The organism is Allobosea sp. CS1GBMeth4 (genome assembly GCF_900185715.1).
Classification (GTDB): Bacteria; Pseudomonadota; Alphaproteobacteria; order Rhizobiales; family Beijerinckiaceae; genus Allobosea.
This window is the reverse complement of sequence record NZ_FYAS01000025.1, coordinates 480,948-493,923: the sequence shown is the minus strand read 5'-3', so window position 1 is coordinate 493,923 and position 12,976 is coordinate 480,948. Positions and strand designations below refer to the sequence as shown.

Genomic DNA, 12,976 nt, shown 5'->3' with positions numbered 1-12,976 from the left:
GGCATCGTACACTTCAGAAGCAACTGGCACAGCTGTGTACTTTTTGAGATGGATTTAGTACTTAGCGGTCATGAATTCTTCTGAGCCGATGTCGCCGTATCGCTACGTAGCGTACATTGATGAGTCGGGCGATCCCGGCCTAAAGCGCGTTAAGCCGTTGGACGAGAATGGCTCTAGCGAATGGCTGATTGTTTCAGCCATTGTTGTCCGAGCGCAAAACGAGGCCGGTTGCGACACTCTCGTGCGCGAGATTGCGGCACAGTTCAAAAATTTTCAATCGAACCAACTTCATTTCGCTAAAATGAACGAATCTAAGAGGCTACAGTCATGTGAGCTTCTGGCCAAATTCCCTTGCCGAATATTTATTGTTGCATCTAACAAGAAGAATATGAAGGGCTGGAGGAACAAGTTTGCGGAATTAAGATCCCTTGATACAAACTGGTTTTACTGCTGGTTGACGCGAATTTTATTGGAGCGCGTGACCCATTGGGTCGAGGAGCGTTCGATTCACGATTTCCAAAATCCCGAGAAGCTAAAATTGGTTTTTAGCAATCGCGGAGGTCTTTCCTATTCGCAGATGAAGACCTATTTTGATTGGTTAAGAATGAAATCGAGTGCTGGAAACCTATTTTTACCTCTCGGTGATTTACGTTGGAGCGTTATGTCTCGTGAGCTGGTAGAGATCGCCCCATCTTTCGAGCGAGGTGGGCTTCAACTTGCTGACATCGCAGCAAGTGCATTCTTCAAGGCTTGTGATAAATTTGATACTGGAGCCTGCGACCCACGTTTTGCCAAGGCACTCAAACCGAGGGTGGCTTCCATTCTCGATGACGAGGGATTCCGCACCTATTCAGGATACGGGCTCAAGCTGATGCCGTCCTTTAAGACGGCAAACTTATTGCCAGAGCAGAAAGAAATATTCGAGTACTTCGGCTACCCACGACAATGGTGGGACCCAACACCGTCTAATCCGGGGGCGGCTAGCCCAGCTTCAAATTGCTGAGCGTCCCATCAGACGCCACGGATCGAATTGTCCGCAACCCGATATTGGAATCCCAAACAGATTCTATCGGTTGCGAAGAAAAAATCAATTAGAATCATGTATTTATATAAGTCATTGAACGGACTCACCTTTTCGCTTGGGCCTTGCGCTCTCGGTCGGAATTCGTTGCGATAGCAGCGCGACCCCGTCGCTAATATTTAGGATGCACGGAACCGCTGCGGCCTCCTCCGGTTAGGGCAGGCCCTCATCCGGCGCTCCGCGCCACCTTCTCCCATCCGGGAGAAGGGAGGGGCGAGGTTCCGGTCCTCACCCGTCATGGTCGCCCTTGTGGCGACCATCCACGTCTTTGCGAGGCTGATGACAGGCTGCCCAGCGCAGCACCGGTCGCTCGGGTAGAAAGACGTGGATGGTCGGGACAAGCCCGACCATGACGGGGAGGGTGCATGCGGGGATAAGCACCTGAACAATCCCCGCCTTCCAAACCTCCCATATACTCCGCCGCATCCCATCCCCAAAAGGCAGCCGACCGGAGGCATGTCGTTTGGCGGGTGGCGCCTGCGGGCGAGGGTTGCACCTCGCTCCCGGGAGGCTTCGGGAACCGCGGGGAACCCCTCTCCCGGATGGGAGAGGGGCAGGGGTGAGGGACCGCCGCTGATTGTTGGCGCGAGGCGGCACCGCAGCGCCTCCTACGGATCCGGCAGGCCCTCATCCCTGCCCTTCTCCCACACGGGAGAAGGGTTCCCCGCGCCCTTCATCAGATTCGGTGCCATCTTCTTCATCCGGGAGAAGGTTGGGTTGCGGTTGCAGCGCCCGCCGAGGCATCCTCGTCCGATGACCACCGAGCAGCGCAGCTTTGCCCGCAGGCTGCGCCGGCGTGCGACGCCGGCCGAGGAGGTCACGTGGGAGCTGCTGCGTCATCGCCGGCTCGACGGCCTTCGGTTCCGGCGGCAGGTGCCGCTGCTCGGCTACACCGTCGATTTCGTCTGCATCCAACGCCGGCTGATCGTCGAGCTCGACGGCGTCCGGCATGATCATGAGCGGGATTACGACGCGGCACGGACGCAGGAGATCGAGCGGCACGGCTTCACCGTGCTGCGCTTCGCCAACCGGCTGGTGCTGGACGATCGCGACGCGGTGGTCGCGGCGATCAGGGCGGCGCTGCGGGTTTAGGCGGGCGAACCTGAGAGAGAGGCGCCGGAACCTCGACCCAGCCTTCTCCCGGATGGGAGAAGGTGGCGCGGAGCGCCGGATGAGGGCCCGCCCTCACCGCAGGAGGCGCAGCGGTGCCGCCGTGTTTCAGTAATCAGCGGCGGTCCCTCACCCCTGCCCCTCTCCACTGATCTCGGGCCTGCCCGAGATCAGCTCTCAGAGTGATCGAAGTCGGGTAGACCCGACTTCGATGCGGGAGAGGCGCCGGAACCTCGACCCAGCCTTCTCCCGGATGGGAGAAGGTGGCGCGGAGCGCCGGATGAGGGCCCGCCCTCACCGCAGGAGGCGCAGCGGTGCCGCCGTGTTTCAGTAATCAGCGGCGGTCCCTCACCCCTGCCCCTCTCCACTGATCTCGGGCCTGCCCGAGATCAGCTCTCAGAGTGATCGAAGTCGGGTAGACCCGACTTCGATGCGGGAGAGGCGCCGGAACCTCGACCCAGCCTTCTCCCGGATGGGAGAAGGTGGCGCGGAGCGCCGGATGAGGGCCCGCCCTCACCGCAGGAGGCGCAGCGGTGCCGCCGTGTTTCAGTAATCAGCGGCGGTCCCTCACCTGCCCCTCTCCACTGATCTCGGGCCTGCCCGAGATCAGCTCTCAGAGTGATCGAAGTCGGGTAGACCCGACTTCGATGCGGGAGAGGGGTTCCGTCGCGGTTTCGGCGCCTCTCCCGTCATGGTCGCCCTTGTGGCGACCATCCACGTCTTGCGACGCTGCTCACATACAGAGCGGCGCGCCCGGTCGTTCGGATGCAAAGACGTGGATGGTCGGGACAAGCCCGACCATGACGGGGAGGGTGGATGCGGGGACAGGCGCTTGAACAATCCCCGTCCTCCAAACCTCCCGTAATATCCCCCACATCCCATCCCCGAGGGGCGGCCAACCGGAGGCATGTCGTTTGGCGGGGTGGGTGCGGCGCCTGCGGGTGGAGTTGCGATCCACTCCCGGGAGGCTTCGGGAACCGACCTGGGGACATTACGATCCCTGCGCGAGGAGCTCGCTAGATGAAGCGGCGGCGATCAGCCGGCGCGACGGCTTCAAGGACGCGACGGCCTGAAGAAGGCTACTGGCGTCCAAGAGCCATCGCGGCGCGCCCGCTACCGGCTTCGCAGAAGCGCGGCCCGGGGCCTTAAAATCGCCGCCTGGCGGAGCGCCACGGGGCGTGCGGATGGTGGCTCAATCCATCCGCGCCGCATCCTGGCTCAACGGATGCGGATCTCTACCAACGCGCCTCGCGGCGCTCCGCTGCCCCTCAGATGCGACAACGCCCGCAGGGTGAGCCTGCGGGCGGGGACGACGCCTGGGCGCGGGAGGCGCTGACGCAGATCCCCTCTCCCGGATGGGAGGGGGGCAGGGGTGAGGGAGGGACCGCCGCTGATTGTTCGAGTGCAACGGAGCCGTTGCGCCCTCTGCGGATAGGGCAAGCCCTCATCCGGCGCTCCGCGCCACCTTCTCCCATCCGGGAGAAGGCTGGTCCCGCGCCCTTGCCGGAAACCAATCGGAGGACACCCCATGCCTCGCAATCCCGACCATCGCGGCGCGACGAAGGAGGAGTTCGAGCGCTTCCAGCGCGAGCGGCCGATCATGCTGCGCCAGTTCGCGACATTGCTGCAGTGCTGGCGCTTCTGCGGCCGCAAGGATTGCCGGCGGGCCAAGGCCTGCACCGGGCCGGATAGCCTGCAATGCTCGGGTGCGTTCATGCAGGCCCTTTCCGACGAGATGCGCGCGACCTTCCAAGAGGCGATCCGCCTGCGCGGCCAGGGCGTCGAGGGCAAGGAGGCCTGGAACGAGGCCGAGCGGCGGATCGCCAGGCACAAGGCCCAGCTCGAGGCGATCCCGCTGCAGGGCGAGCGGTAGAAGGTGAGGCGCGGGGAACCCCTCTCCCGGATGGGAGAGGGGCAGGGGTGAGGGACCGCCGCTGATCGTCAGGGCGCAACGGAGCCGTCGCGCCTTCTGCGGCAAGGGCAGGCCCTCATCCGGCGCTTCGCGCCACCTTCTCCCATTCGGGAGAAGGTTGGGCCGAGGTTCCCGCGCCCTTCACCGGCAGGCTGCTATAAGCTCGGCTCAGACACGATTCACCGGAAACCCCGCCATGGCCAAAAAGACGCCCGAACAGCTCGCCCGCGAATTCGAGGGCCGCAAGGCCAAGGGGCTGGCCAAGGGCGGCGCCGCCTATTGGCCGAACGTGCTCGCCAATGCGGTGCTGAAGCTCGCGGCCGGCGGCGGCGAATTCAGCGTCGCGGCGCTGGCCGAGCGGGTCGCGCAGGAGGGGCAGGTCGCCGATCCGGCGGTGAAGGCCGGGGCCGAGGAGGCGCTGGCGCGCCTGCGCCAGGCGGCGGCGCGGGCGGCGGAGTAGGCGAGGGCGCCGCCTTCCTGAACGGAAGGCCGGCAGGGCCGGTCAGATTCCGTTCAACTTGTCGGGTGCAGGATGGCGGCAAAGGAGAATCCCCGATGCGCGCCCTCGCCCTCGCCGCCTGCCTCGCCACCGGCCTCGCCGGCCCGGCCCTCGCCCTGCCGGCCGCGCCGCTCGAGGCGCCCGGCCCGATCGTCCAGGTGCAGCTGCAGTGCACGCCGCAGAGCTGCATCGACCCGCGCACCGGCGTCTACACGCAGTCGACCTGCGATTATCGCGGCTGCCGGCCGAGCAGCGGCCCGGTCGGCCGGCTCGGCGGCCCGCAGCGCGGCTATGGCGGCTATGGCGGCTATGACGACGATCCGCCGCCGCGCCGGCGCTATGGCGGCAACCCCTATGGCGGCCAGGGCTATGACGGCGGCTATGGCGGCGGCGGGCGCTTCGACTGCAATGCCAGCCGCTGCATCGAGACCGATACCGGCCGGCTCTGGGAAAGCACCTGCGACCGCCGCGGCTGCCGGCCGCTCAGGCCGGCACGGCGGTATTGAGCGCTATTCGCCCATCGCGATCAGCGAGGCGTTGCCGCCGGCCGCCGCGGTGTTGATCGTCACCGTCTGCTCGGTGGCGAAGCGGGCGAGATAGTGCGGGCCGCCGGCCTTGGGGCCGGTGCCCGAGAGCCCGTGGCCGCCGAAGGGCTGCACGCCGACGACCGCGCCGATCATGTTGCGGTTGACGTAGATGTTGCCGGTCGAGAGCTTGTCGACGACGCGCTCGACCGTGGCCTCGATGCGCGAATGCAGGCCGAAGGTCAGGCCGTAGCCGGTCGCCTCGATCTCGGCGAGCACGGTGTCGAGCTGGCCCGCCTTCCAGCACACGACATGCAGCACCGGGCCGAAATGCTCGGCGGCGAGATCGGCGACCCTGTCGAGCTTGATGATGTGCGGGGCGACGAAGGTGCCAGGAAGTGATGGCGTCGTGCCGGCATAGGCGACCCGGCCGGCGGCGCGCATCGCGGCGATATGGGCGTCGAGCCGGTCCCTGGCGGCCCGGTCGATCACCGGGCCGATATGGGTCTCGGGCCGGCGCGGATCGCCGATGGTGAGCTCGGCGGCGGCGCCCTCGATCATCTCGACCATCTTGTCGGCGACGTCCTCCTGCACGACGAGCAGGCGCAGCGCCGAGCAGCGCTGGCCGGCCGAGCGGAAGGCGGAGATGACGACGTCGTCGGCGACCTGCTCGGCCAGGGCCGTGGCGTCGACGATCATGGCGTTGAGGCCGCCGGTCTCGGCGATCAGCGGGACGATCGGCCCGTCCTTGGCGGCGAGCGCTCGGTTGATGGCACGGGCGGTCGCGGTCGAGCCGGTGAAGGCGACGCCGGCGACGTCCCGGTGGGCGACGAGGGCCGCGCCGAGCTTGCCGTCGCCGGGGGCGAAGTGCAGCGCGCTCGCCGGCACGCCGGCCTCGTGGAGGAGGCGCACGGCGAGCGCGGCGATCAGCGGGGTCTGCGGCGCCGGCTTGGCGACGACGCTGTTGCCGGCGACCAGTGCGGCGGCGACCTGACCGGTGAAGATCGCCAGCGGGAAATTCCAGGGCGCGATGCAGACGAAGGGGCCGCGGCCGCGCAGGATCAGGCGGTTCTCCTCGCCGGTCGGACCGGGAAGCGCGGCCGGCACGGCGAATTTGGCTTCCGCCTCCGCAGCGTAATAGCGCAGGAAGTCGACCGCCTCGCGCAGCTCGGCGACGGCGTCGTCCAGGGTCTTGCCGGCCTCGGACTGGAGCAGCGCCAGGATCGGGCCGCGGCGTGCCTCCATCAGCTCGGCGGCCTGGCGCAGGGCCGCGGCGCGGTTGCGGGCGGGCGTCGCGTTCCAGGCGTGGAAGCCGGCCTTCGCCGCGCGCATGGCCTGCTCGGCGGCGGCAGCGTCGCCCTCGACGACGCGGCCGACCGGCCTGCCGTCGATCGGCGAAAGCACGTCGCGGGGGCTGCCGGAGCCCGGCCTGCCGTCGATCAGCGGCACGGCGTCGGGCACGGGCTCGGCCGCGGCGGCGCGGATTTCGGCGAGCATGGCCTCCAGGCTCGCGGCATCGCCGAGCTCGACGCCGGCGGAGTTGCGGCGGGAGGGGCCGAAGAGCTCGGCCGGCAGCGGGATGCGGCGGTGGCGGGCGGCGCTGGGCGAGCCGATCAGGTCGGCCGGCGGCACCAGAAGCTGGGCGACCGGCACGTCGGGATCGCCCGAGACCGAGACGAAGGAGGAGTTGGCGCCGTTCTCAAGCAGGCGGCGGACGAGATAGGCGAGCAGATCCTGATGGCCGCCGACCGGGGCATAGGTGCGGCAGGCAAAGCCGGCATCCTCCTGCAGCAGCCGCTCATAGAGCGCCTCGCCCATGCCGTGCAGGCGCTGGAACTCGAACTCGCCGGAGCCCTCGTGCGCCAGTTCCGCGACGGTCGCGACCGTCAGCGCATTGTGGGTCGCGAACTGGGGTATGATGCGCGGGCGCAGGGCGAGCAGCTGCTTCGCGCAGGCCTCGTAGTTCAGGTCGGTCATCGCCTTGCGGGTGAAGACCGGATAGTCGGGCAGGCCGCGCTCCTGGGCACGCTTCAGCTCGGTGTCCCAATAGGCGCCCTTGACCAGGCGGACCATCAGCCTGCGGTCGTGATGCGCGGCGAGGGCGGCGATGTGGTCGATCACCGCCGAGGCGCGCTTCTGATAGGCCTGGATGGCGAGGCCGAAACCGTCCCAGCCGGCGAGCGAGCGATCGGCCATCACGGCGGCGACGACGTCGAGCGAGAGCTCGAGCCGGTCGGCCTCCTCGGCGTCGACGGTGAAGTTGAGATCATAGGCCTTGGCCTTGCGGGCGAGCTCGATCACCTGCGGCGTCAGCTCGGCCAGCACGCGCTCGCGATTGGTGGCCTCGTAGCGCGGATGCAGCGCCGAGAGCTTGACCGAGATGCCGGGCCGGTTCGGCAGCCTGTCATTGCCGGCGGAGCGGCCGATGGCGTCGATCGCGTCCGCATAGGAGGCGTAGTAGCGCTCGGCATCGGCCTTGGTGCGGGCGCCTTCGCCGAGCATGTCGAAGGAGTAGCGGTAGAGTTTGCCCGAGCCGGAGCGGGCCCGCTTCAGCGCCTCCTCGATGGTCTGGCCGAGCACGAAATGGTTGCCCATGACGCGCATCGCCTGGCGCGTCGCGGTGCGCACGGCGGGCAGGCCGAGGCGCTTGGAGAGATTGCCGATGATGCTGGTCGGCGTCTCGCCGGGCTGGATGATGCGGGCGGTGATGCCGAGCGCCCAGGACGAGGCCGAGATCAGGAAGGCGTCGGATTTGGACTCGTGATGGGCGAAATCGCCCTGGCCGAGCTTGTCCTCGATCAGCCGGTCGGCGGTGGCGGCGTCGGGCACGCGCAGCAGCGCCTCGGCCAGCACCATCAAAGCGAGGCCCTCCTTGGTCGAGAGCGAGTATTCGCGGAGCAATTCCTCGATGCCGCCGAGGCCGACCTTGCGGGTGCGGATGGCCTCGATCAGCGAGGTGGCGCGGGCGTCGATCCTGGCCTTGGACGCAGGCTCGCGGCGGCCTCCGGCGAGCAGGCGGCCGGCGATGGCGGCGTCGTCCTCGGCATAGGGAGCGTGGAAGACGGGCGTCATGTCGACGGCAGGTCGCGGGGCGGAGGCGGCCATGGCAAAGAGGCTCCGGATCTCGGCAGCGGGATGATCTGCAGGATCATCGCAATCAGACTGGATATCAACGGAGATTTAGGCCAGAAGATAGCGATTAATCCCGAAGAGGATCGATATGGCCGAGAATCATGCGGCTCTGGACCGAACCGACAGGCGCCTGCTCGCCCTGCTCCAGGCCGATGGCCGCGCCGCCGGCGTCGAACTGGCGGAAAAGGTCGGCCTGTCGCCGACCGCGACCGGCGAGCGGCTGAAACGGCTGGCGCGCGAAGGCTTCATCACCGGCTACCGGGCGACGCTCGATCCGGTGAAGCTGGGCCTGAACCTCCTGGTCTTCGTCGAGGTCTATCTCGACAAGACGACGCCCGATGCCTTCGAGCGTTTCGCGGCCGCGGTGAAGCGGGCGCCGGAGGTGCTGGAATGCCATATGGTCGCCGGCGGCTTCGACTATCTGGTCAAGACGCGCGTCGCCGACATGGGCGCCTATCGCCGCTTCCTCGGCGAGGTGCTGCTGGCGCTGCCGGCGGTGCGGGAGACGCGCACCTATGCGGTGATGGAGGAGGTCAAGACGGATGGGGCGCTGCCGCTGTGACGGAGTTGGCGCCGCCGCAGAAAAACGTAACCATTTCCGCGATTTCGCCCCGATCTTGCCCTGTTGGCGCTTGACCTGACGGCTAGGGACGTCTTCGTTGCGTCGTGTTTCCGGCGCCGTGTTCGCCGAACGTCGTCGGCGAGGCGCTTCCGCCGTATCGGCTGTGGGTCGTTCCGGAGCTTGCCATGTCCTCTGCCACGCCCCTGCTCGGCACGCCCTCGTCGCGGCGCGGCTTCGGGCGCCTGCTCGCCGGGGCCGGCGTCGCCGCGCTTGGCGGCTTCCCCGTCGCAATGGCGCAGGCGCCGATCAGGTTCGCGCTGGACTGGCGCTTCGAGGGGCCGGCGGCGCTTTTCCTCACGGCCCTGGACAAGGGCTATTTCCGCGAGGAGGGGCTCGACGTCACGATCGAGCCGGGCGGCGGTTCGCGCGAGGCGATCCAGCGGGTGGCGACGGGCGGCTACGATGCCGCCTTCGGCGACGTCACCTCTCTGATCAGGTTCCGCGACGAGCATCCGGCCATCGACCTCAAGGCGGTGATGATCGTCTACGACCGGCCGCCTTTCGCGATCGTCGGGCGCAAGAGCCGCGGCATCACGGCGGATCCCAAGAGCCTGGAAGGCAAGAAGCTCGGCGCTCCCGCCACCGACGCGGCCTTCGCGCAATGGCCGATCTTCAGGAAGCTCAACGGCATCGACGACGGCAAGATCAAGCTCGAGACCATCGGCTTTCCGGTGCGTGAGCCGATGCTGGCATCGGGCGAGGTCGACGCGATCTTCGGCTTCGCGCAGTCCGCGGCGATCACCTTGAAGGCGCGCGGCGTGCCGATGGACGATATCGTGACGCTGGTGATGGCGGATTACGGCGTCGAGCTCTACGGCAACGCCGTGATCGCGTCGCCCAGGCTGATCAGTGAGCGGCCGGAGGCCGTGCGCGGCCTGCTGCGGGCGCTCGCGCGCAGCGTCAGGGACGTCGTCGCCGATCCCGAGGCGGCCCTCGCCTCGGTCCTCAAGCGCAATGACGGCGCGCGGCCCGAGATCGAGCTCGAGCGCCTGAAGATGGTGACGGAGCAGTTCGTCTCGACGCCGCAGGTCCGGGCCAACGGCTTCGGCGGCATCGACCGGGCGCGCTGGGAGCGGGCGCTCGACCAGATCGCCGGAACGGTCCCGCTGAAGGACAGGGCCCGGGCGGGGAATGCCTTCACCGGCGCCTTCCTGCCCGCCGAGGCCGAGCGGGGCTTCTGACCTGTCGACGACCCGGTCATGTCCCTGCGTCAAGGTGACAGCGCGTTTCGGCTTGCCCTATCTTGCGCCGCTTTTCGCGTGAGCGCGCTCCGGCCGGATTGCGCGTTTCCTGTCCATCACGACGGGCCGGAGCCCGGCAGGCTGCCTCAACCCTGCTCGGATCCGGCTCCTGGAGCCTGCCGCATGCTGCCCGATATCCGCGATTACGAGCGCCTGCGCGCCGCCTTCCGCTGGCGGATTCCGGAGCGCTACAATATCGGCGTCGATTGCTGCGACCGCTGGGCGGCGACCGATCCGGACAAGGTCGCGATCCTGGAAGTCGGATCCGACTGGTCGGTGGCGCCGGTCAGCTATGGCGAGTTGCGTGCCCGGTCGAACCGGCTTGCGAACGCGCTGCGCAAGCGCGGCATCGGCGAGGGCGACCGCGTCGCGATCCTGCTGCCGCAGGGACGGCTGGTGCCGATCGCGCATATGGCGGCGTACAAGCTCGGCGCGATCGCCGTGCCGCTGGCGGCGCTGTTCGGGGCGGACGCGCTGTCCTACCGCCTGCGCGATTGCGGCGCGAAGGCGCTGATCACCAATGCGGCCGGCCTCGCCAAGCTCGGCCAGATCGAGGAGCCGCTGCCCGATCTCGAACTGGTGATCTCCGCCGACGGGCCGGACGGACAGGCCGAGGGGCTGGCGCGCCTGCTCGAAGCCGAGAGCGAGGAGTTCGCGCCGGTCGACAGCGGGCCGGACGACCCGGCGCTGATGATCTACACCTCCGGGACCACCGGCAACGCCAAGGGGGCGCTGCATGGCCACCGGGTGATGCTCGGGCATCTGCCGGGCATGGAAATGCCGCACGAGTTCCTGCCGCAACCGGGCGACCTGATCTGGACGCCGGCGGACTGGGCCTGGGCCGGCGGCCTGCTCAACAACCTGCTGCCGGCCCTCCACCACGGCGTGCCGATCGTCGCCCGGCCGACGTCCAAGTTCGATCCCGAAGAAGCCCTGCGGCTGATGGCCGAGCTCGGCGTGCGCAATTGCTTCATCCCGCCGACCGCGCTGCGCATGCTGCGCGCCGTCGAGAACCCGCGCGGCCGCTACGACCTCAAGCTGCGCACGGTCGCCTCGGGCGGGGAATCGCTCGGCGCCGAGACGCTCGCCTGGGGGCGCGAAGCGCTCGGCCTGACCATCAACGAGTTCTACGGCCAGACCGAGTGCAACCTCGTGCTCGCCTCCTGTGCGGCGATCGGCGTGGTCAAGCCGGGCTTCATCGGCAAGGCGGTGCCGGGCCACGAGGTCGCGGTGATCCGCCCGGACGGCAGTCTCTGCGAGCCCGAGGAGGAGGGGCAGATCGCGGTGCGCCGGCCCGACCCGGTGATGTTCCTGCACTATTGGCGCAAGCCCGAGGCGACGCAGGCCAAGTTCGTCGGCGACTGGATGACGACGGGCGACCAGGGCGCGCAGGATGCCGAAGGCTACATCCGCTTCGTCGGCCGCGACGACGACGTCATCACCTCGTCCGGCTATCGGATCGGGCCGAGCGAGATCGAGGACTGCCTGCTGCGCCATCCCGCGGTCGCGCTCGCGGCGGTGGTCGGCAAGCCGGACGCGCTGCGTACCGAGATCGTCAAGGCCTTCATCGTGCCGAAGCCGGGCTGCAGGCCGTCGCCACGGCTCGTGGCGGAGATCCAGGGCTTCGTGCGCGAGCGACTGGCGGCGCACGAATATCCGCGCGAGATCGAGTTCCGCAGCGAATTGCCGATGACGACCACCGGCAAGATCATCAGGCGGCTGTTGCGCGACGCCGGATGAGGAACGGCGCCTGCCGGGCGGCCTTCGCCGTCACGGCAAGATGAACGCTGCCGAGCCGCTGGGGCGCGGTGACGGCATGTGGCCCGGGAACCCGGCCGACGATCTCGCGCCGGCTGCTCCGGCCGAGCCAGGAGACCAGCTGCGCCAGCGGAGCGAAGCTGGCGAAGCGATCGTCCTCGACACCGGAATGGAGCCAGAGACGCGACCCCTTGCCGACGAGGATCGCGCCGGCGATCGGCTTGTCGTCGAGGCTCAGCAGGCCGGCACGGCAACGGCGGGTCCATGCGAGGCTGCGGGTCATGCTGCGCAGGAAGGCGCTCTCGCGGACATCCTGCAGCGCCGCCAGACCGGCGTGTCCCCGCGCACCGGAGGCCTCGAGCGCCAGATGCAGCTCGACCATGTCGCGCAGCTCCTGGCGCGAGCCGGATTCGCTGAAGGAAAGCCTGCCATAGCGCGTCAGGCCATGGCGCAACGCAGCGAGGTCGGGCGCGCCCCCCGCAGTCGCCGGTTCCGGCACCGGCTGGATCAAGGCCGCATGCCCCACATGCTCGGCCGTTTGCAGGAGGACGGGCAGAAGCGCCCCGTCGCGATCGAGGCTGGGCAGGTGGAGGTTCCGCGCGCCGGCGAGACCGAGCTGCCCGGGCGCATGGAGCAAGGCGGCGACGACGCGACCGGCCTGGCTGCGGTCGATCAGCGGGGTCGCGATGCCGAGGCGCGGATTGCTCCAGCCGATCAGCTCGTCACGGCCGAGCAGCCGGCGCTGCAGCCGGCCCGGAATGAAGCCGAGCAGACGCCGCGATGCGGGCGAACCGCCCCAGACGAGCAGAACCGGGGCGTCGCGGAAGTCGACGAGATGCTGGGCGGCGGCGAGGGCGAAATCGGGCTCGAAGAACGGGTTCGGCTCGATCGCCCGGCAGACCAGGTTCCGCCAGTCGGCCTCGAGCGCGGCGCAGGCGGCGAGGGAGCGGCGTTCGATCCAGAGTCCGCCCGTGCCGGAAGCGGCGGCGCGGCTCTGCCTCGGCGCCGTCTCGCTCGGCATGGGCGGGGAGACGGCGGGATTCGACATGGCGCAGCCCTTTCGCGGCTCGCCCCGCTTCGGCGCGCTTTCGTGCCGG

Annotated in this window: 10 protein-coding genes; 8 read left to right on the top strand and 2 right to left on the bottom strand. The window is 68.4% G+C overall.

The window, feature by feature from the left end; genetic code table 11:
* Positions 1 to 88: 88 nt before the first annotated feature.
* From CS1GBM4_RS16185 to CS1GBM4_RS16165, 5 genes are all read left to right on the top strand, one after another.
* Complete coding sequence (locus CS1GBM4_RS16185; RefSeq protein ID WP_186419742.1) at positions 89 to 1,003, top strand: DUF3800 domain-containing protein; 915 nt, start codon at positions 89 to 91, stop codon at positions 1,001 to 1,003.
* Positions 1,004 to 1,834: 831 nt separating this feature from the next.
* Positions 1,835 to 2,173: a DUF559 domain-containing protein gene (locus CS1GBM4_RS16180; RefSeq protein ID WP_186419741.1), complete on the top strand. Its 339-nt coding sequence runs from the start codon at positions 1,835 to 1,837 to the stop codon at positions 2,171 to 2,173.
* A 1,546-nt stretch (positions 2,174 to 3,719) separates the two neighbouring features.
* Positions 3,720 to 4,064 (top strand): hypothetical protein, encoded by a 345-nt coding sequence (locus CS1GBM4_RS16175; RefSeq protein ID WP_186419740.1) that lies wholly within the window; start codon positions 3,720 to 3,722, stop codon positions 4,062 to 4,064.
* Positions 4,065 to 4,299: 235 nt separating this feature from the next.
* Entirely contained in the window at positions 4,300 to 4,563 is a 264-nt protein-coding gene (locus CS1GBM4_RS16170) for a hypothetical protein (RefSeq protein ID WP_186419739.1), read from the top strand.
* Between the two features lie 95 nt (positions 4,564 to 4,658).
* Positions 4,659 to 5,108 (top strand): hypothetical protein, encoded by a 450-nt coding sequence (locus CS1GBM4_RS16165; RefSeq protein WP_186419738.1) that lies wholly within the window; start codon positions 4,659 to 4,661, stop codon positions 5,106 to 5,108.
* Between the two features lie 3 nt (positions 5,109 to 5,111).
* On the opposite strand, the gene putA is transcribed toward CS1GBM4_RS16165, so the two are convergent.
* Positions 5,112 to 8,231 (bottom strand): bifunctional proline dehydrogenase/L-glutamate gamma-semialdehyde dehydrogenase PutA, encoded by a 3,120-nt coding sequence (putA, locus tag CS1GBM4_RS16160; RefSeq protein ID WP_186419737.1) that lies wholly within the window; start codon positions 8,229 to 8,231, stop codon positions 5,112 to 5,114.
* A gap of 115 nt (positions 8,232 to 8,346) precedes the next feature.
* Here putA and CS1GBM4_RS16155 point away from each other — a divergent pair, with 115 nt between their 5' ends.
* From CS1GBM4_RS16155 to CS1GBM4_RS16145, 3 genes are all read left to right on the top strand, one after another.
* Entirely contained in the window at positions 8,347 to 8,820 is a 474-nt protein-coding gene (locus tag CS1GBM4_RS16155; protein WP_186419736.1) for an Lrp/AsnC ligand binding domain-containing protein, read from the top strand.
* A gap of 185 nt (positions 8,821 to 9,005) precedes the next feature.
* On the top strand, positions 9,006 to 10,061 hold the full coding sequence (locus CS1GBM4_RS16150; protein ID WP_186419735.1) for an ABC transporter substrate-binding protein: 1,056 nt from the start codon (positions 9,006 to 9,008) through the stop codon (positions 10,059 to 10,061).
* A 183-nt stretch (positions 10,062 to 10,244) separates the two neighbouring features.
* Positions 10,245 to 11,861 carry an acyl-CoA synthetase gene (locus CS1GBM4_RS16145; protein WP_186419734.1) on the top strand — a complete coding sequence of 539 codons (1,617 nt, stop codon included), beginning with the start codon at positions 10,245 to 10,247 and terminating at the stop codon, positions 11,859 to 11,861.
* Here the strand turns inward: CS1GBM4_RS16145 and CS1GBM4_RS16140 are convergent.
* Entirely contained in the window at positions 11,833 to 12,927 is a 1,095-nt protein-coding gene (locus tag CS1GBM4_RS16140) for a GNAT family N-acetyltransferase (protein ID WP_186419733.1), read from the bottom strand. The genes CS1GBM4_RS16145 and CS1GBM4_RS16140 overlap by 29 nt on opposite strands.
* Positions 12,928 to 12,976: the final 49 nt, after the last annotated feature.

Excerpts from the sequence above, each read along its gene's own strand:
- CS1GBM4_RS16155 (WP_186419736.1), top strand. The coding sequence starts at position 8,347 with ATGGCCGAGAATCATGCGGCTCTGGACCGAACCGACAGGCGCCTGCTC.
- CS1GBM4_RS16140 (WP_186419733.1), bottom strand. The coding sequence starts at position 12,927 with ATGTCGAATCCCGCCGTCTCCCCGCCCATGCCGAGCGAGACGGCGCCG.
- CS1GBM4_RS16170 (WP_186419739.1), top strand. The coding sequence starts at position 4,300 with ATGGCCAAAAAGACGCCCGAACAGCTCGCCCGCGAATTCGAGGGCCGC.
- CS1GBM4_RS16150 (WP_186419735.1), top strand. The coding sequence starts at position 9,006 with ATGTCCTCTGCCACGCCCCTGCTCGGCACGCCCTCGTCGCGGCGCGGC.
- putA (WP_186419737.1), bottom strand. The coding sequence starts at position 8,231 with ATGGCCGCCTCCGCCCCGCGACCTGCCGTCGACATGACGCCCGTCTTC.
- CS1GBM4_RS16175 (WP_186419740.1), top strand. The coding sequence starts at position 3,720 with ATGCCTCGCAATCCCGACCATCGCGGCGCGACGAAGGAGGAGTTCGAG.
- CS1GBM4_RS16165 (WP_186419738.1), top strand. The coding sequence starts at position 4,659 with ATGCGCGCCCTCGCCCTCGCCGCCTGCCTCGCCACCGGCCTCGCCGGC.
- CS1GBM4_RS16145 (WP_186419734.1), top strand. The coding sequence starts at position 10,245 with ATGCTGCCCGATATCCGCGATTACGAGCGCCTGCGCGCCGCCTTCCGC.
- CS1GBM4_RS16180 (WP_186419741.1), top strand. The coding sequence starts at position 1,835 with ATGACCACCGAGCAGCGCAGCTTTGCCCGCAGGCTGCGCCGGCGTGCG.
- CS1GBM4_RS16185 (WP_186419742.1), top strand. The coding sequence starts at position 89 with ATGTCGCCGTATCGCTACGTAGCGTACATTGATGAGTCGGGCGATCCC.